This is a genomic window from Serinicoccus sp. CUA-874 (genome assembly GCF_001942225.1).
In the GTDB taxonomy this organism is placed as follows: domain Bacteria; phylum Actinomycetota; class Actinomycetes; order Actinomycetales; family Dermatophilaceae; genus Ornithinicoccus; species Ornithinicoccus marinus.
The window spans coordinates 401,088-420,084 of sequence record NZ_MKJZ01000022.1; the positions used below are offsets into that span (position 1 = coordinate 401,088).

Sequence of the window (18,997 nt, forward strand, 5' to 3'; positions counted from 1 at the left end):
ACGGCTGGGGTCGGCGCCGGGCGGACCCGATAGGGTGGCGCGCAGCAGCGTTCCGACGAAGGAGGGCCCATGGCCGACCGCTCACCGAAGACGACCGACCAGGTCCTCCCGGACCGCAACCTCGCCCTCGAGCTGGTGCGCGTCACCGAGGCCGCGGCGCTGGCCGCCGGCCGCTGGGTGGGGCGCGGCGACAAGATCCTGGCCGACAACGCCGCCGTCGAGGCGATGCGCAAGGTCATCTCCCAGGTCGCCATGGACGGCGTCGTCGTCATCGGCGAGGGTGAGAAGGACGAGCGCCCATGCTGTTCAACGGCGAGTCGGTCGGCGACGGCAACGGCCCCGCCGTCGACGTCGCGTCGACCCGATCGACGGCACCACACCTACCGCCAAGGGCATGGACAACTCGATCGCGGTCATGGCCGTGTCCGAGCGCGGGACGATGTACGACCCGTCGGCCGTGTTCTACATGGACAAGCTCGTCGTGGGCCCCGACGTCGCGGACCGGGTGGACATCCGGCTCCCGGTGCAGGAGAACCTGCGCCGCATCGCCCGCGCCAAGAAGAGGTATGTCGAGGACCTCACCGTCATCATGCTCGACCGCCCCCGGCACGACCGCTACACCCACGAGGTGCGCGAGGCCGGGGCACGGCTGCGCTTCATCACCGACGGGGACGTCGCCGCCGCCATCGCCGCGGCCCGCGAGGGATCCTCGGTCGACATGCTCATCGGCATCGGCGGCACCCCCGAGGGGATCATCACCGCCTGCGCCATGAAGGCCATGGGCGGGGTGATCCAGGGCCGGCTGTGGCCCAAGGACGACGAGGAACGCCAGAAGGCCATCGACGCCGGCCACGACCTCGACCGGGTGCTGTCCACCGACGACCTCGTCACCGGGGACAACTGCTTCTTCGTCGCGACCGGCATCACCACCGGAGAGCTGCTCCACGGTGTCCGCTACGGCTCGGGCACGGCGGTCACCCAGTCGCTGGTCATGCGCTCCCGCTCCGGCACGATCCGCGAGATCACCTCGCACCACCGGCTGGACAAGGTCGCCGCCATCGCCGACTCGCTCGCCCCGGACGCCGTCTGATGGCCGCCGTGCTCACGGTGGGCGAGGCGCTCATCGACATCGTCGTGCCGCACGGCGACGGCGAGCGCAGCGAGCACGTCGGGGGCTCCCCCGCCAACGTCGCGATCGGCGTCTCCGCCCTCGACCACGACAGCCGGCTCACGGCATACCTCGCGCCGGACGAGCACGGGGACCGGGTCCGCGAGCACCTCGAGCGGCACGACGTGCAGCTCACCGACGGCTCGACCGCCGCCGACCACACCTCGACCGCGACGGCGCACCTCGACGCGGACGCCGTCGCGACCTACGAGTTCGACCTCGCCTGGGAGGTGGGACCGCAGGACCTCTCCGGCGTCGGCCACGTGCACACCGGCTCCATCGCCGCCACCCTGGAGCCCGGCGGCTCCGAGGTGGTGAGGCTCATCGAGGCGGCCCGGGGCACCGCGACGGTGTCCTACGACCCCAACGCCCGGCCCTCGATCATGGGCAGCCCGCAGGACGCGCGGCAGCGGATCGAGGAGTGCATCGGCCGCAGCGACGTGGTCAAGGCCAGCCTCGAGGACGTCGAGTGGCTCTACGGCGAGGACGTCGACGTGGTGCAGGTCGTCCACGAATGGGGTCAGCTCGGGCCTGATCTCGTGGTGGTGACCCGCGGCGGCGACGGCGCCGTCGTGCATCTCTCGCGCGACGACACCACGCTCGAGCTGCCCTCCCTCACCGTGCAGGTGGTGGACACCGTCGGCGCCGGCGACTCGTTCATGTCCGGGCTGCTGAGCGGCCTGCTCGACGCAGGGCTGCTCGGCTCCCCGCAGGCCCGCACCCGGCTCGCGCACGCTGACCTGGAGGACATCGCGCCGGCGCTGGAGCGGGCGGTGGCCTGCGCCGGCTTCACCGTGGCGCGCGCCGGGGCAGCGGCCCCCACCCGCGCCGACCTGGGCCTGGCCTGACCCGTCGCCCGGATAGGCTGACGCACCATGAGCACGAGCACCGCCTTCGAGGACCTGCTGCGCGCCAACGAGGAGTATGCCTCCACGCACGCCGAGGAGCTCCAGGGCTTCGACGGGGTGGCGCACGCCGGTGTCGCCATCGTCACCTGCATGGACTCCCGGATCGAGCCGCTGCAGATGCTCGGCCTGACCCACGGCGACGCCAAGATCTTCCGCAACCCCGGTGGTCGCGTGACCGATGCCGCGCTGGAGGCACTGGTCCTGGGGGTCCACCTGCTCGGGGTCGAGCGCATCCTCGTCGTGCCGCACACCCGGTGCGCCATGACGACGAAGAGCGAGAACGAGCTGCGCGAGACCATCTCCGAGCTCACCGGCATCGACGCGTGGTTCCAGCGTTTCCACGTCGTGCCGGACCAGCAGGCCGCCCTCGCCGAGGACGTGCACCGGGTCACCTCGCACCCGCTCATCCAGGGGCGGGTCGAGGTCGGTGGGTTCCGCTACGACGTCGACACCGGCCGGCTGACCCAGCTGGTCTGAGCCCGTGCTGAGCGCCCTGTCGCTGGCGCCGTTGACGCTGGCCGCGCTGCTCGGCTGGTCCGGGGCGGTCAAGCTGCGCCAGCCCGCCGCCACGGCCGCCATGGTGCGCGAGCTGCGGCTGCCCCGCTGGTGCGCTCCCGCCGCGGTCTCCCGCGTCCTGCCCTGGGCGGAGCTGGGCACCGCGGCGCTGCTGCTCACCCCCTGGACCTGGACGTATGCCGTCGGCGCCGGCGCGGCGCTCGCGCTCTGCACCGCCTTCCTCGTGGTCGTGGCCCGGGCCATGGGCTTCCGACCCCGACCGGTCTGCGCCTGCTTCGGCCGGGTGGGCCACCACCACATCTCCGCCCGCACCGTCGTGCGCAACGCCGCGCTCGTCGGACTGGCCGCCCTCGCGGTCGGCATCGCCGTGGCAGGATCCAGCACCGGGCGCCTCGTGGCGTCCTACCGGGGTGCGGACTGGGTGTGGTTGGGGCTGGCGGTCGCGCTGGCAGCCCTCACCGCGGCCGCGGTGGCGGGCGGCGGCCCTGACACCGACCTCCGACCCTCCTCGACCCCTGGTCCCGCCTCCCCGGACCGGAGCACCCTGCTGCACTCCCCCCTCGTCGCCGCCGACCTGGAGACCACGACCCTCCTGACCCTGGTGCTGCCGCGTCCCCAGCTCGTGGTGGGGGTCGACTGCTGGTGCGGGTCCACCTTCGCCGTCCTGCAGCGGCTGCCCGACTGGCGCGGGCGGGCGCCGTGGCTCGGTGTGCACCTGGTGCACACGCGTCCGCCCTTCGCCGAGCCGCGCACCCGGGGCCTGACGGACCTGTGGTGGGACCCGGACGGCCGGCTCGTGGCCGCCCTCGGCGCCGGCCCGGGGCCGTGCGCCGTCCTGGTCGACGAGAGCGGCGTGCTGGACGGCCCGGTCACCGGTGTGGAGCAGATCGAGCGCCTGGTGGACTACAGCGCGAGCCGCTCGCGCACCACCTGAGCCAGCCGGTCGGCATACTCCCCCGCCCGCTCCTGCGTGTCCGCCTCGACCATGACCCGCACGACGGGCTCGGTGCCGGACTTGCGCAGGAGCACCCGTCCCTGCTCGCCGAGCTGGGTCTCGATGTCGCGCACGGCGGCGGTGACCCCCTCGTCCTGCTCGACCCGGTCCTTGTCGACGCCCTTGACGTTGACCAGGATCTGCGGCAGCCGCGTCATGACGCCGGCCAGGTCGTGCAACGCCTGGCCGGAGGACACGACCCGCTGCGCCAGCGCGAGGGCGGTGAGCACGCCGTCCCCCGTCGTGCCGTGCTCGAGCATGATGACGTGCCCAGACTGCTCCCCGCCGAGGGAGTACCCCTTCGCACGCATCTCCTCGAGCACGTAGCGATCCCCCACCGCGGTCTGGACGACCGTGATCCCCTCGCGCTCCATGGCCTGGATCAGCCCCAGGTTGCTCATGACCGTGGCGACGAGGGTGTCGTCGCGCAGCTCGCCCCGGTCGTGCAGGCTGAGCGCGAGGATGGCCATGATCTGGTCCCCGTCGATCTGCGCGCCGCGGGCGTCGACCGCGAGACAGCGGTCGGCGTCCCCGTCGAAGGCCACACCCATGTCGGCGCCGCGCAGGCGGACCGCCTCCTGCAGCTGGTCGAGATGGGTGGACCCGGCTCCGTCGTTGATGTTGAGACCGTTGGGGTCGGCGCCGATGAGGTCGACGGTCGCCCCGGCGCGACGGAAGACCTCCGGACCCACCTCCGAGGCGGCCCCGTGCGCCGCGTCGATCACGATGCGCAGGCCGTCCAACCGTCCCGGCGCCGCGGCGAGCAGGTGCTCGATGTAGAACTCGGCCCCGACCTGGAAGGGCCGGATGCGTCCCACCCCGGCCCCCGTGGGGCGCTGCCAGTCGCCACCCATCCGCTCGGAGATGCGGTCCTCGATCTCGTCCGCGAGCTTGTGCCCGCCGCGGGCGAAGAACTTCAGACCGTTGTCCGGCATGGCGTTGTGCGACGCCGAGAGCATGGCGCCCATCTCGGCGTTCATCCGTTGGGTCAGGAAGGCGATGGCCGGGGTCGGCAGGACCCCGGCGTCCAGCACGTCGACGCCCGCCGAGGCGAGACCGGCCATGACCGCGGCCGACAGGAACTCCCCCGAGGCCCGTGGGTCGCGGCCCACGACCGCCGTGGCCCGGTTGCCGCCGTAGACGCTCTGCCCGCCCAGCTCGTGCGCGACCGCGACCGAGAGGTCCAGCGCCAGCTCGGCGGTGATGTCCTTGTTGGCCAGACCGCGCACCCCGTCGGTGCCGAAGAGCCGTCCCATACGTCGTCCTTGTCCTCGTCCTCGTCCTCGTCGTCGTCCCGTGCGGGCCGACACGGCAGTATGCCGCACCGGCGCCCCCAGGGACGCCGAGGCCCGCCGGGAGCCGTGCTCCGGGCGGGCCGTGCGGGCCGACGGGACGGTCGGTCGACCGGCCCGGCAGGCTCAGCGCTTGCTGTACTGCGGCGCCTTGCGCGCCTTCTTCAGACCGGCCTTCTTGCGCTCGGGGACGCGCGCGTCGCGCGTGAGCAGCCCGGCGCGCTTGAGCGCCGGCCGGTTGAGCTCGGAGTCCACGCCGTTGAGCGATCGGGCCACGCCGAGACGCACCGCGCCGGCCTGGCCGGAGGGGCCACCGCCGTGCACGCGCACGAGGACGTCGTAGGCGCCGTCGAGCTCCAGCAGGGTCAGCGCCTCCGCGGCGATCTGCTGGTGCACCTTGTTGGGGAAGTACTCCGCGAGGGTGCGGCCGTTGATGCGCCACTGGCCGCTGCCCGGGACGATCCGCACGCGGGCCACGGCCTGCTTGCGGCGGCCGGTGCCGGCGCCGGGGGCCGAGGCGCTCGGGCGCTCGGCGGTCGTGCCCTCCGCGCCGGGGGCCGACTCGGTGGTGTACTCGGAGACGGCGTTCTCGTCGAAGTCGCCGTCGGTGGTGTCGATGTCGTTGACAGTCATGGGTCCTTCGGCTTCCTTACTGGGCGACCTGGGAGATCTCGAACGGGACGGGCTTCTGGGCGGCGTGCGGGTGGGTGTCGCCCGCGTAGACCTTCAGCTTGGAGAGCATCTGCCGACCGAGCGAGTTCTTGGGGAGCATGCCGCGCACGGCCTTCTCCACGGCCCGGGTCGGGTGCTTGTCGAGCATCTGCTCATAGCTCTGCGCCTTGAGGCCGCCCGGGTAGCCGGAGTGGCGGTAGGCCTTCTTCTGCTCCAGCTTGGAGCCGGTGAGGGCCACCTTGTCGGCGTTGACGATGATGACGAAGTCACCGGTGTCGACGTGCGGGGCGAAGATCGTCTTGTGCTTGCCGCGCAGCAGCGTCGCGGTCTGGGACGCGAGCCGACCGAGCACGACGTCGGTGGCGTCGATCACGTGCCAGGCGCGGGTGACGTCACCGGCCTTCGGGGAGTAGGTGCGCATTCGCCTACCTTCTTTGCGGAATCGGGTTCTGGGCAACTGTTCCAGTCTAGCGACGCGCGGGACCCCACCCAAACCGCTCATCGTCGCAGGTCAGAGCTGGTATGCCCGGCCCACGACCGCGTCATACAGCACCTTTGTGCACAGAGATTGTGCATACTCAGCGGCGCTCGAGTAGCCTCGTCGTCGTCGAGAGGAGCACGCCCGTGCCCATCCTGCCCCCACTGCGTCGTCGCGAGCCCGAGCGCCGCGGCGTCGAGTCCCCCGCCCCCGCGGCCACCCCGGCGGCCCCGACCCCGTGGCCCCGGGCGGTGGTCGTGCTCCTGGGCGTCGCGCTGGCCTTCGCCGTGCTCCTCGGCCTGCACCAGCTCCGGGACTACGTCGCCCCCGTCTTCCTCGCCCTCAACCTGGTCCTCGCCGCCGCCCCGCTGCAGCGCTGGCTGGTCGGGCTGAAGGTCCCCGGACCGCTGGCCGCGGTGACCACCGGCGCGGCGATCTTCACCTTCCTCATCGGTTTCTTCACCGCCCTGGGCTGGTCTGCCGCGGCGATGGTCGAGGAGCTGAGCTCGCGCGAGTACCGCCAGCGCTACACCGAGCTCTACACCCAGGCGGTCACCTTCCTCGAGGGCTACGGGCTGCAGCAGGACACCCTGACCGAGCAGCTCGAGTCGGCGCTGGACCCGAGCCGCATCATCGGGGCGCTCGGCGGGGTGCTGAGCAACCTCACCGGCATCCTGGGTCTGCTGACGACCACCGCCATCGTCATCTTCTTCCTCATGATCGACACGATGAGCGCCGGCCGGCGGCTCTCGCTCGTCAAGGACCAGCACCCCGACGTGGCGCACGCCCTGGTGAGCTTCGCCCGCGGCGTCCGGCGCTACTGGGTCGTCACGACGATCTTCGGGCTCGTCGTGGCGCTGCTCGACGTCATCGCGCTGGTCTGGCTCGGCGTTCCGCTGGCCCTGGCCTGGGGCGTGCTGTCCTTCCTCACCAACTACATCCCCAACATCGGCTTCGTCATCGGGCTGGTGCCCCCGGCCGTCGTCGCGCTGCTGGCCAACGGGCCCGTCAACGCCTTGCTGGTGGTCGTCGTCTACAGCGTGCTCAACTTCGTGGTCCAGTCCCTCATCCAGCCCAAGTTCACCGGCGACGCCGTGGGCGTGACGCCGACGATCACCTTCATCTCGCTGGTCGTGTGGGCCTGGGTGCTGGGCCCGGTCGGTGCGCTGCTCGCCCTCCCGGCGACGCTGCTGCTCAAGGCTGTCCTCATCGACGCCGACCCGGCCGCACGCTGGGTCAACGCCTTCCTCGCCTCCAACCCGGACACGGCGCGGGCGGAGACCACGCGGGAGAGCTTCGAGCAGGGGACCTGAGATGGCGCAGTCGTCGGCGCTGCGCACCCTGGCGCACCCGCTGCGCAGCAGGCTCCTGGCCGAGCTGCGGGTGCACGGCCGTGCGACCGGCACCGAGCTGGCGGCCGCGCTGGGCACCCACACGGGTGCGACGTCCTACCACCTGCGCCGGCTGGCCGAGGTCGGGCTCGTGGAGGACACGGGCACGGGCACGGGACGCCGACGGGTGTGGCAGGCGGTCGAGGACCCCGGACCGGGCGCGACGGACGCGGAGCCCGAGCCGCTGGACGAGGACGACGCCCAGGCCGCCGACTGGCTCGCCCTGGACTACCTCGCCCACTTCGGCGACCGGGCCCGCCACTGGCTGGTCGCCCAGCAGGACTGGGACCCGATCTGGCAGCGGACCTGCGGGCTGGAGGACCACACGGTGCAGGTGACGACCGAGCAGCTCACGGCCATGCGGGCCGAGCTGCTCGAGGTGCTCGACCGCTACCGCCGCGTGGGCCAGGGCAACCCGGTCGCCAAGCGGGTCGTCGTCTACACCTGCGCGCTGCCGGTGGACCCCCGCTCGACGGGTGGGCCGGGTGAGCTCCCCACCCGCTAGCGACGTGGGGGACGCACGAGGACCGTGGCGGTGAGCCCCGGCACCACCACCTGACCCTGCCCGGCGCGCCACCGCGTGGCCTTGACCACCTCGTCGGCACCGTCCCGCAGGACGGGCGAGAGCTCCCAGTGCTGCCCGGCCAGCTCGCTGATCTCGATCTCGACGGTGCGACCGCGGCGTTGAGGACGACCAGCAGGCCGTCCTCGCCACGCCAGGACCCCGCGCACCGGCGTCCGTCGACGAGCATCACCACCCGGTCGGCGGCGCCCTGGCCGCTGCCCGAGACGGGGAAGGACACGGCATGCTCCACCGCCGCCGCCGAGCCCAGCCGTAGCAGCGGGTGACGCTCCCGCAGCCGCAGCAGGTCCAGCGCCCGGTCTCGCGCGCCCTGCATGTCCTCCCTGCTCGGCACCAGCGACGGGTCCGCCAGCAGCGGCCGCATGACGTCCCAGCGGGGACCGTTGTCCGGCTCGGGGGGCAGCCCGCGCGCGAAGCCGTTGTCGCGCAGGCCCGGGTCGTAGTGGTTGAACCAGTCGCCCGAGGCATAGCTGTTGCGGTCCAGGCTCTTGCTCCGCAGCAGCTCGGCCCCGGCGTGCCAGAAGCTGAGGCCCTGCGACAGGGTCACCGTCGCGAGCGCCAGCGTGTTGCGCCGCACCCGCTCGGCCATGCTCGTCCCCGGCGGCAGCTTGAGCAGGAGGGTGTCCCACAGCGTCTCGTTGTCGTGCGCGTCGACGTAGTTGACGCACTCCTCCGGCGAGGCGGCATACCCTGCCGGCGAGCCGCCGTAGGGCACCTGCTCGCCGCGCACCACCTCTCCCGTCTCCTGGCTGCGCAGCACGATGCCCCGCAACCCACCGGCCAGCCCCACCTGCAGCAGATCGGTATGCCGGGGGTCCGCTCCCCCGGTCGCGAAGCCGAGGCCGGACCGCGGGTCGGCGTCGTGCACGCTGCCGCCCCGGACGGCGTCCCGCAGCCGGTCGTTGAAGGTGCCGATCCCGGTGCCGTCCAGCTCCCCCTGGCTCGCCTGGCGGAAGCGTGCGCCGTGCGCGACCTCGCCGAAGTCCCAGCCCTCGCCGTAGAGGTGCACGGCGCTGCCGTCGACCCCGTGCTCCGCCACCGTCAGGGCGTCCAGCGCGTCGCGCACCGCCTCCAGGTTGTCCCGGGAGTGGTGCCCCATGAGGTCGAAGCGGAAGCCGTCCACCCGGTAGTGCCGTACCCAGAGGACGCAACCGTCGACCATGAGCTTGCCGGCCATGGCGTGCTCGGTCGCGAGGTTCTGGCAGCAGGTCGAGGTCTCGACGTGACCCTCCTCGTCGAGCCGGTGGTAGTAGCCGGGGACGACGCGGTCCAGCACCGAGGCGCGGTGCAGCCCGGAGTCGGTGGTGTGGTTGTAGACCTGGTCCAGCACCACGCGCAGGCCCAGCTCGTGCAGCCCGGCCACCATCGTGCGGAACTGCGCGGTCCGGGCTCCGCCGTGCGCCTGCCCGGGGCTGGTGGTGTAGGACCCCTCGGGCGCGAGGAAGTGCCAGGGGTCGTAGCCCCAGTTGAAGGCGTCGCGCAGCGCGTGCGCGCGCACCCGGCGCTGCTGCTCGGGGCTGTCCGGCGGCAGCGCCGCGAGCGCCTGCACCGGCTCGTGCGCCCGCTGCGCCGGGTCCTCCGGCACCGAGGTGAGGTCGTAGGTCGGCAGCAGGTGCACCGAGGTCAGACCGGCCTGCGCCAGCCGCCGCAGGTGCCTCCGCCCGAGCCCGTCGGCGGCGAAGGCCAGGTATGACCCGCGCTCGGCCGGCGACACCTGCGGGTCGTCCCGGGAGAAGTCGCGGACGTGCAGCTCGTAGATCGCCTGGTCGACCGCGCGGACCGGCGCGGGCGTCGGCGCGTCGGTCCACCGCCGCGGGGCGTGCGACGGGTCCTCGAGGTCGACCAGCACCGAGTGCCTCGAGTCCAGCGACAGCCCGACCGACCACGGGTCGGTGCTGCGGACCTGCCGGCGCTCGCCGGTGCGGGGCAGGACGTGGTCGAGCTCGAGGACGTAGCAGCGCTCGGCCCACGCCGTCGTGCCCGTGACGGTCCAGGTGCCGTCCGGCTCCCGGTCCATCGGCACCCGCATCGGCTCGCCGGCCGGCGACCAGGCACGCTCCCGCCCCGGCTCGGGCCGCCCCTCCCACAGCAGCAGGTGGACGCCCCGCGCGGTGGCGCCCAGACCCTGACGGTCGGCACCCGGGGGAACGGCTCACCGGGCGGCCCCTGCCAGCTCACCCCGAGCTCCCGGCTCGCGGCGGACGAGGCATACAGGTCGTCCAGCACCCCGGGCACCTGCAGCGAGGTGGCGACCCGCAGCGCGCCACCCCCGTCGCGACCGAGCAGCGCGACCTGACCGGTCAGGATCTCCTCGACGCGGCCGACGTCCTCGTCCGCGAGGTGCAGCGCGTGGTATGCCGCGAGGTGCGGCCACCGGCGCGCCGCCGGGTCCGGCAGCGCCCCGGCACCGAGGACGAGCCGCGCCGACCCCGGCGGCGCCTGCGGGTCGAGCCCTCCCTCCGGCGCCAGCGCCAGCTCCCAGCTCAGCTCCGCCACCGCGGTGCCCTGCGGCGCCGCGGTGGCGGGGACGGCGAGGAGGTCACGGGTCAGCCAGTGCGCGCGGGCGCGCAGCAGATCGAGATGGTCCACGCGGCCCATCCTGCCTGCCGGGTCAGGGCTGGACGAAGACCGCCACGGTCCGGGCCGGCACCTGGGCGGTGCCGGTGGCCGCGTCCCACGTGGCCTCCTGGACCACGGGGTCGGCGCCGTCCGCCTGCACCGGCGAGAGCTCCAGATCGGCACCCTCGAGACCGGGCACCACCTGGTCGACCGGCTCGGCGCCGGCGTTGAAGACGACGACCAGGCCGTCCAGCTCCGGGTCGACGTCCGCGCCGACCGTGTCGTCCACCCGCATGACGACGACCTGCTCGTCACCCTGCTCCGTCCCGGAGACCGGGAAGGTGAGCTTGGCCTCGATGAGCTCGGCGTCCCCGAGCCGGAAGAGCTCGGTGGAGGAGCGCAGCCGCAGCAGGTCGGCGGCCATCGCAGAGGCCTGCTCGATGTCGGCCGGCTCGGGCGCCAGCGCCGGGTCGGCCAGGAGGGGCTGCATGAGGCCCCACTTGTCCTCGTTGTCCGCCGCCGGCGGCAGGCCCCGGCCGAAGCCGTTCTCGGTCATGGTGAAGTCCAGCAGGTTGAACCAGTCGCCGCTGTTGTAGGAGTTGCGGTCCAGGCTCTTGCTGCGCAGCAGGTCGGCGCCACCGTGCCAGAAGCTGATCGACTGCGACAGCGTCGTGGTGGACAGGGCGAGGGTGTTCATCCGCACCCGGTCCGCCATCGGCAGGTCCTGCGGCAGCTTGAAGGTGAGGGCGTCGAAGATCGTCTCGTTGTCGTGGGCGTCCACGTAGTTGACGACCTCGTCCGGGTCCTGCGCGTAGCCGGCGGGCGAGCCGTTGTAGTCGACCTGCTCGCCGGTCACCACCTCACCGGTCTCCTGGCTGCGCAGCTCGAAGCCCCGCAGGTTGCCGGCGAGGCCGACCTGCACCAGGTCGGTGTCGTTGCCGCTGGTGCCACCCGTCGCGAAGCCCTTCTCCGCACCCGGGTCCTCGTCGAAGGGTCCGCCACCGCGGACGCCGTCGCGCAGCCGGTCGTTGAAGGTGCCGATCGAGGTGCCGTCGAGCTGGCCCTGCGTGGCCTGGTAGAACCGGGCGTTGTCGGCCACCTCGCCGAAGTTCCACCCCTCGCCGTAGAGCGTGACCTGCGAGCCGTCGACGCCGTCGCGGCGGACGGTGAGCTCGTCCAGCGCGGCACGCACCGCCTGCATGTTGTCCCGGCTGTGGTGACCCATGAGGTCGAAGCGGAAGCCGTCGACCTTGTAGTCCCGCGCCCAGACGACCACCGCGTCCACCATGAGCTTCTCGGCCATGGCGTGCTCGGTCGCGATGTTCTCGCAGCAGGTCGAGGTCTCCACGTCACCGACGGCGTTGAGCCGGTGGTAGTAGCCGGGCACGACCTTGTCGAGGACGCTCTTGCTCCCCTGGCCCGACTGGGCGGTGTGGTTGAACACCTGGTCCAGGACGACGCGGAGACCGGACTCGTGCAGCCCGCCGACCATCGTCCGGAACTCGGCCACCCGGGCACCGCCCTGGGCCGCCTGCGTCGTCGAGGCGTAGGAGCCCTCGGGCGCCATGAAGTGCCATGGGTCGTAGCCCCAGTTGAAGGCGTCCGCGTCGGCCTGCGCCATGACGCACTCCTGCTGCTCGGCGCTGTCCGGCGGGAGCGAGCCGAGGTCGCAGTCCGGCTGCGGCACCGCGTCCGCGTCGGCGGTCGTCTCCGGGATCGAGGCGATGTCGAAGGTCGGGAGCAGGTGCACGGTGTTCATCCCCGCCTCGGCGAGCGCCTCCAGGTGGCGGCGGCCGTAGCCGTCCTCGGCGAAGGCCAGGTAGGAGCCGCGCAGCTCGGCCGGCACGTCCGGGTCGGCCATCGAGAAGTCGCGCACGTGCAGCTCGTAGATCGTCTGGTCGACCTCGTCCTCGAGCGCCGGCGCCTCCGCCCGCTGCCAGACCCGCGGCTGCCACTGCCGGTCGTCCAGGTCGACCAGCACCGAGCGCTCGCTGTCGAGGGTGAGGGCGACCGAGTACGGGTCGGTGACCCGGTTGGTCTCCACCGCCCCGGTCTCCGGCACGAAGACGTCGACCTCGAAGAGGTACTCGCGCCCCGTCCAGGACCTCTTCCCCTTGACCTCCCAGCTGCCGTCCTTGAGCCGGCGCAGGGACGACTCCTGCGGGTCACCCTCGCCGCCCTCGGGCCAGGTCAGCAGCCGCACGTCCTGGGCGGTCGGGGCCCACAGCCGCAGGGTCGGGTTCGGGCCGCGCCAGCTCACGCCGAGCGCGGTGTCGGCGGCCCGCTCGGCATACAGGTCGTCGAGGACTCCCGGGACCTGAACCCCGGTCGCGTCGCCAGCCGGCCGAGGTCGTCGTACATCGCGACGGCCACCTGTCCGGTGAGGATGTCCCCGGCGGCCCGGGCGCTGCGCCGGTCCAGCCGCAGGGCGAGGTAGCCCTCGAGGTGCGGGAAGTCCTCGAGCACCTCCTCAGGAAGCCCGTCCGGGTCGAGGGTCAGCGGCGAGGAGTCACCTCCGGTGACGGCCTCGGCATCGATCCCCAGCCCGCCGTCGGCGGACCAGTGGAGCCGCCAGTCGCGCAGCACGGCGTCCTCGACCCCCTCTGCGGGCCACGCCACCAGGTCGTCGCGCACCCAGTAGGCGCGCTGCGAGCCGAGGTCCGGCGCCACGCCCGCCTCGGACGTCGTCACGCTCAGCACGTGCGTCTCCAGGTCGTAGCTGAAGGTCGTCCGCACCCCGTCGGAGGGCACGGAGAAGCCGATGTTGGCGCCGTCCCGCTCGCCGCCCTCGCCGTAGTTCTCGTCCCAGGACAGGCCGTGCGCCACCTTGAGCTCGTAGGTGCCGGCCGGGATCGCGGTGGTGGCATAGGTATACGTGCCGTCGCCGTCCGGGTCGATGAGCCAGGGGGCCATGCAGGAGGGGTCCCAGTCGCCGGGGCAGCCCAGCTCGCTCTGCATGGAGCCGGGAGCGGTGATGATCGGGCCCTCTGCGTCGGAGGTCACGTAGTGGCGGGCGTGCTCGTAGTAGAAGCTCACCGGCCCGCCATCGGCGGTGTAGCCGATGTTGGCACCCCCGGGTGCTCCGCCGGCGCCGTAGCTCTCGTCCCAGGAGCGGTCGATCGCAGCCTTGTACTCGTAGTCGCCGGCCGGGATCGTGCCGGCGTCGTAGGTCCCCTTCCAGACGGTGTCCTTCGCGTCCAGCGTGAGCTGCGCCTGGTCGCAGTCCGGCTGCCAGTCGCCCGAGCAGCCCATGGCGGCGTTGTGGCTGCCGGGCACGCTGACCGCGTCCGGCTGCTCGACCGGGCCGATGGGGTCCACCCCACCACCGCCGCCCCCGCCGCTGCCGGCCTCGCCGACGATGCCGTAGCTGGAGGCGGCCGAGACGTTGCCGGAGTGGTCCTGCAGGATCGCCCGGTACTCCAGCAGGGTGCCGTCCGGCAGACCGGTGACGTCGTGGAAGACACGGTAGGGCGCATTGTCGTCGGTGCCGAGCACCGACCACTCCTGCACACCGACGGGGCGGTAGGCGAAGGTCACCTGCGCGAAGACGTCCTCCGGCACCGCGGCACCGATCTCGGCGCGCCCGCCCACGACCCCGCCGGCCGCCGGGCTGGTCATCGCGACCGACGGTGCCTCACGCGCCCGCGCAGGTCTTTCTCGGCCCGGTAGACCTCGACGGACAGCGGGTCCACGTCGACGGTGAGACGGCCTTCGGACCCGGTGATGAACCGGCCCCGCTCGCCGTAGATGGCGCGGAACATCGTGCGGGAGCCGTAGGTCGACAGGGAGGCCTGCTGGGGCTCGTCGGAGTTGTTGGCCACGACGAGGTACTCGACCTGCTCCTCGGCGTCGATGCGGGAGAAGGCGTAGATCCCGGCCTCGTTGCTCGCGTAGCGGTGGATCTGCGCCCCGTCGGCGAGCGCGGGGTTAGCCTCGACGAGGTCGCTGAGCGCCGCGATCTGCCGGTACAGCGGGTGCCCGGTGTCGTAGCGGTCCCGCGCACCGGAGGGAGCGCCGATGACCGGCTCGTCGGCATACTGCTGCACCTGGGTCGCGAACATGTCCTGCCGCGCGTCCTTGTCGCCGCCGGCTCCGATGAAGCCCTGCTCGTCGCCGTAGTAGACGACCGGCTGCCCGCGGGTGAGGAACATCAGCGCGTTGGTCAGCTCGACCCGCCGCTGCAGGTCCTCCCCGGAGTGGTCCCCGGCCAGCATCATCGCCGCCCGGCCCATGTCGTGGTTGCCGGTGAAGGTCGGCAGCTGGTAGGCGTTGGAGTCGGTGTCGGTGTAGTAGTCGTCCTGCGCGTAGAACGTCCGCAGTTCGGTGGTGGCGGCACCCCGCGCGAAGGCGACCGAGCGCGCCTGGAAGCCGAAGTCGATGACGGCCTGGAGCTCACCCTCGGTGGGGAAGGTGGAGAGGTACTCCGGGTTGGAGTCGTAGACCTCGCCGAACATGAAGAAGTCCTCGTTGCCCTCACGCGCCGCCTCCAGCACCCGCGGGCTGAACTCCTGCCAGAACTCCAGGTTGACGTGCTTGACGGTGTCGATCCGGAAACCGTCGATGCCCAGGTCGGCCCAGGTGGAGTAGATGTCGACCATGCCGTCGACCACCTCGGGGTTCTCGGTGAAGAGGTCGTCCAGGCCGACGAAGTCGCCGTACAGGCTGGACTCCCCGGCGAAGGTGGAGTCGCCGCGGTTGTGGTAGAGCGTGCGGTCGTTGAGCCAGCCCGGCACCTTCACCTCCGCGTCCTCCTCGGTGCGGAAGACGGGGGTGTAGGGGAAGGAGGTCTCGGGGTCCAGGAGCGGGAACGGCTTGTTGACGTAGTCGCGGTCGTCGAAGGCGTTGCCGGCCGCGTCGCGGTAGGGCTCGGTCTCCTTGTCGACGTAGCCGTACTCCCCCTCGGCGTAGTCGATGACGTCCGCGGTGTGGTTGGTGATGATGTCGAAGTAGACCTTCATCCCCCGGTCGTGCGCCTCGTCGATGAGCGCCTTCATCTCCTCGTTCGTCCCGAGATGGGGGTCGATCTGGGTGAAGTCGGTGACCCAGTAGCCGTGGTAGCCCGCGCTCGCGTCGGCCCCCGACCCCTGGACCGGTCGGTTCTTGAAGCTGGGAGTGAGCCAGATGGCGGTCGTCCCCAGGCCCTCGATGTAGTCCAGCCGGTCCTGGATCCCGGCGAGGTCGCCGCCGTGGAAGAAACCCTTGTCGGTCGGGTCGAAGCCGTGCTCCAGCCGGTCGCCCGCGATCTGGGCCGTGTCGTTGCTGGTGTCCCCGTTGGCGAAGCGGTCGGCCATGACGAAGTAGAACTGCTCGCGGGTCACCGGGGCGCGCAGGCTGTCCGCCGCGAGGGCGGCGTCCTGGTCCTCCTCACCTTCCGGGAGCACGGGCACGAGGCCCACCGCATCCGTCTCGTCGTCGAAGGAGAACTCGAGCGTGGCGGGCCCCTGGACCTCGAACGAGAGGTTCTGCTCGGGGTATGCCTCGTCCCACCCGCCGTCCAGCGCGACCTTGTACTCCCAGCGGCCCGCGGGCACCTCGAAGGTGCTGCGGTAGTGGGTACCGCTGCCCTCGACCGGAGCCAGCCACGTGCTCTCGCACGCTGGCGCCCAGTCCTCGTCGCACCCCAGCTCGCTCTGCAGGTCACCCACCAGGGTGACGGTGCGGGCCTCGTCGGCCTCGGGTGCGGCCAGGGTGGCGGCCGGGAGCACGGCGGCCGCCGTGGTGGCGAGCAGGGTGGACCCGAGCACAGCAGCGAGAAGTCGACGCGTCATTGCGATCTCCAGGAGGGCAGGGATGTGGACCTGGCACTCAACCTAGGACCTGGCTGAGAGAAACACAACACTTCTTCGCAAGATCTTGCACGAACCGCTCAGGCCGGCGCCGGCGTGCGCTCGAACGGCGAGGGGAAGGGGAAGCGGGAGTCCAGGAAGTCGCGCATCATCTCCTGCACCGCCGCCCGGGCCTCCTCCGGGGTGTCCAGGTCGTTGAGGCAGAAGGTGTCCACCGGTGGTCCGGCCTCGAGCCGGGCCAGCCGCTCCGCCGCGTCCGGCGCCCCGACGTCGACGTAGCGCATCGCGATGTCGGCCGGGACCGCCCGGCCGGTGAGCAGGGCGTAGTGGTGGTGCAGCGTCGCCGCGAAGCCGACGTCCGCGGGCGAGCGGAAGCGGGACCTGGTCGTGGCACCGACGGCCTCGGGGTAGGCCTGCTCCAGCTCCAGCATCACCTCCCGGATCTGGGGGTGCGGTGCGTGCTTGAACTTGTGTGTGATCCCCCGCCCGAAGGACTCGGCCAGGAGCGCCCGGACGTTCTTGCCGGCCGAGTTGGGGGCGACCTCCCCCGGGATGAGGTCACCCACCCCGAGCTGGAACGGCGAGAACGCCACCCGGGCGATCCCGTTGCCGTGGAAGAAGGTCTCCGCCGTGACGGGCCGCGCGAGGAAGACGTCGTCGTTGAGGTAGAGGTACCGGTCGGAGAGTCCGGCGATGTGGTGCAGCCGGGTGCCGATGGCGTGCGAGTTGAAGGTCGGGAGCGCGTCGTCGTCGAAGATGTCGTGGTGGTCCACGACGGTGATCCCCCGTGCCTCACGGTCCAGCCACCCCGGGACCTGGGCGTCGGTGACGACGTAGACGTGACGCACGAAGGGGGCATACATGTGCAGGGAGCGCAGGGAGTAGCGCAGCTCGTCGTGGCTGATGTACCGCGAGGCGTTCGCGGCGAGGCCTGCAGGCGCCTGGCCGCTGAACCGGGCGCGTCGCCGGGCGTGCGCGGGGTCGTCCCCGTCGACCCAGGTGTAGACGACGTCGACGGGAAAGGTGACCTCGTCGGCCAGCGTCCAGGCGAACGGCTCGTAGGTCGGGCGGGACCGACCCCCGATCGACACGGTCGTGCGCTGCTGCGCCGAGGGTGGCAGGACGTCTGCGACCAGGTTGGGGCGGGGTGCGACCAACGAGACGTCCCTCACCTCCGGCGGTGTCTGGCACCGTAACCGGGCCGCCCGCTCCGGTCCGTCCGCTGCCTCCGTCAGCCGCGCCCCCTCCTGCCAGAACTCCACGTCACAGCCGTACTCCAGCCCGGCCAGCAGGCGGCCGGTCGGCGCGACCAGCGGTTCGGCGAAGCGGATGACCGGAGCCCGCTTGATCCGGGCGTCCAGGGCACCGTCCGCGTAGGCGCTGCGCACCTGGGGCCGCCCCTCCCGCGCGGGTCGCAGCGCGTGCAGCGCGCTCATGGCGTGACGTTCGCGCATCGCCTCGAGGACCGCGGCCCGGTGCGACTCGTGGACCCCCACGACCCGCCTCAGCCGCGAGCGGCCTCGGACCACGAAGTAGTCGATCCCGGCCGACTCCAGGACGTCCGCGACGAGTCCCAGGTTGCGATCGCCGGCCCCTCGGGCGGTGAAGGCCACGACCTCCCGCGCCGGCCCCTGGAGGCCGTCGGCATCGAGGATCCTGATCTGCGGGTCAGCAGCGCGCGCCGCGTCACGCCGCTCGGCGATCCGCCTGCGTCGGCGCTCCTGCCGGTCACGGCGCTCCCGCTCCTCCTGCTCACGCTCGGCGCGCTCGGCAGCCACCCGGTCCGCCTCGGCGCGACGGGCTCGGACCGCGCTCGGCAGCAGCCGGCGCACCGCGCCGGGCAGCCGCTGGTCAGGCTGTGGCATCGAGACCTCCCCCGGGCTCAGGCACGCGGGCAGGCCCACGACCGTGGATATGCGAAAGGGCCCACCTTGGGGGGTGGGCCCTTTCGTTGAGTGGTGGTCCGGCGGTGTCCTACTCTCCCACACCGTTCCCAGTGCAGTACCATCGGCGCTGTCAGGCTTAGCTTCCGGGTTCGGAATGTGACCGGGCGTTTCCCTGACGCTATGACCGCCGTAACAATATCGACCTCTTGATCAACCACACGTGCTGGGTGGTTGCGGGTCGGGAACCGTGCAGTGGACGCGAGCAAAACTGGTGTTTCTTGTGTTGCTGGGGTGTTTGTTAAGTTATCGGCTTATTAGTACCGGTCAGCTACGCACATTACTGTGCTTCCACGTCCGGCCTATCAACCCAGTAGTCTAGCTGGGAGCCTCTCCACCCAAAAGGGTGTTGGAAACCTCATCTTGAAGTGTGCTTCCCGCTTAGATGCTTTCAGCGGTTATCACGTCCGAACGTAGCTAATCAGCGGTGCTCCTGGCGGAACAACTGACACACCAGTGGTTCGTCCATCCCGGTCCTCTCGTACTAGGGACAGCTCTTCTCAAGTTTCCTACGCGCGCAGCGGATAGGGACCGAACTGTCTCACGACGTTCTAAACCCAGCTCGCGTACCGCTTTAATGGGCGAACAGCCCAACCCTTGGGACCGACTCCAGCCCCAGGATGCGACGAGCCGACATCGAGGTGCCAAACCATGCCGTCGATATGAGCTCTTGGGCAGGATCAGCCTGTTATCCCCGGGGTACCTTT

At 71.8% G+C, this 18,997-nt stretch carries 9 protein-coding genes, 2 rRNA genes and 4 pseudogenes; 6 read left to right on the forward strand and 9 right to left on the reverse strand.

Annotated features, from left to right (window positions below):
* The first annotated feature begins 69 nt into the window (after nt 1-69).
* From glpX to BJF80_RS08760, 4 genes and pseudogenes are all read left to right on the forward strand, one after another.
* Nucleotides 70-1,090, forward strand: a pseudogene (gene glpX, locus BJF80_RS08745) (class II fructose-bisphosphatase).
* Nucleotides 1,091-1,107: 17 nt separating this feature from the next.
* A pseudogene (locus tag BJF80_RS08750) lies at nt 1,108-2,016 on the forward strand (carbohydrate kinase family protein); the annotation flags it as partial.
* A gap of 27 nt (nt 2,017-2,043) precedes the next feature.
* Nucleotides 2,044-2,553, forward strand: a complete 510-nt coding sequence (locus BJF80_RS08755) for a beta-class carbonic anhydrase (RefSeq protein WP_075812874.1) — start codon at nt 2,044-2,046, stop codon at nt 2,551-2,553.
* Between the two features lie 4 nt (nt 2,554-2,557).
* Nucleotides 2,558-3,526 (forward strand): MauE/DoxX family redox-associated membrane protein, encoded by a 969-nt coding sequence (locus BJF80_RS08760; protein ID WP_022926245.1) that lies wholly within the window; start codon nt 2,558-2,560, stop codon nt 3,524-3,526.
* Here BJF80_RS08760 and glmM read toward each other — a convergent pair.
* From glmM to rplM, 3 genes are all read right to left on the reverse strand, one after another.
* Nucleotides 3,496-4,842, reverse strand: a complete 1,347-nt coding sequence (gene glmM / locus BJF80_RS08765; RefSeq protein ID WP_075812876.1) for a phosphoglucosamine mutase — start codon at nt 4,840-4,842, stop codon at nt 3,496-3,498. The genes BJF80_RS08760 and glmM overlap by 31 nt on opposite strands.
* Nucleotides 4,843-5,004: 162 nt before the next feature.
* Complete coding sequence (gene rpsI, locus BJF80_RS08770) at nt 5,005-5,511, reverse strand: 30S ribosomal protein S9 (protein ID WP_022926247.1); 507 nt, start codon at nt 5,509-5,511, stop codon at nt 5,005-5,007.
* A gap of 16 nt (nt 5,512-5,527) precedes the next feature.
* A complete protein-coding gene (rplM, locus tag BJF80_RS08775) occupies nt 5,528-5,971 on the reverse strand; it encodes a 50S ribosomal protein L13 (RefSeq protein ID WP_075812878.1) in 444 nt (147 codons plus the stop codon).
* A 203-nt stretch (nt 5,972-6,174) separates the two neighbouring features.
* On the opposite strand from rplM, the gene BJF80_RS08780 reads away from it, so the two are divergent.
* On the forward strand, nt 6,175-7,341 hold the full coding sequence (locus BJF80_RS08780; protein ID WP_075812880.1) for an AI-2E family transporter: 1,167 nt from the start codon (nt 6,175-6,177) through the stop codon (nt 7,339-7,341).
* 1 nt (nt 7,342) lies between these two features.
* Entirely contained in the window at nt 7,343-7,924 is a 582-nt protein-coding gene (locus BJF80_RS08785; RefSeq protein ID WP_022926250.1) for an ArsR/SmtB family transcription factor, read from the forward strand.
* On the opposite strand, the pseudogene BJF80_RS21155 reads toward BJF80_RS08785, so the two are convergent.
* The 6 genes and pseudogenes from BJF80_RS21155 to BJF80_RS08815 form a co-directional block, all read right to left on the reverse strand.
* Nucleotides 7,921-9,368: pseudogene (locus BJF80_RS21155) on the reverse strand (alpha-1,6-glucosidase domain-containing protein). The gene BJF80_RS08785 and the pseudogene BJF80_RS21155 overlap by 4 nt on opposite strands.
* A 257-nt stretch (nt 9,369-9,625) precedes the next feature.
* A complete protein-coding gene (locus BJF80_RS21575; RefSeq protein ID WP_414899288.1) occupies nt 9,626-10,600 on the reverse strand; it encodes a hypothetical protein in 975 nt (324 codons plus the stop codon).
* 13 nt (nt 10,601-10,613) lie between these two features.
* Nucleotides 10,614-16,329, reverse strand: a pseudogene (gene pulA / locus BJF80_RS08800) (pullulanase-type alpha-1,6-glucosidase).
* 98 nt (nt 16,330-16,427) lie between these two features.
* The gene (locus BJF80_RS08805) at nt 16,428-18,212 is read right to left on the reverse strand and encodes a stealth family protein (RefSeq protein WP_075812953.1); all 1,785 of its coding nucleotides are present in this window, start codon (nt 18,210-18,212) and stop codon (nt 16,428-16,430) included.
* Nucleotides 18,213-18,308: 96 nt separating this feature from the next.
* Nucleotides 18,309-18,425 (reverse strand): 5S ribosomal RNA (gene rrf, locus BJF80_RS08810).
* A 102-nt stretch (nt 18,426-18,527) separates the two neighbouring features.
* A 23S ribosomal RNA gene (locus BJF80_RS08815) occupies nt 18,528-18,997 on the reverse strand; the annotation flags it as partial.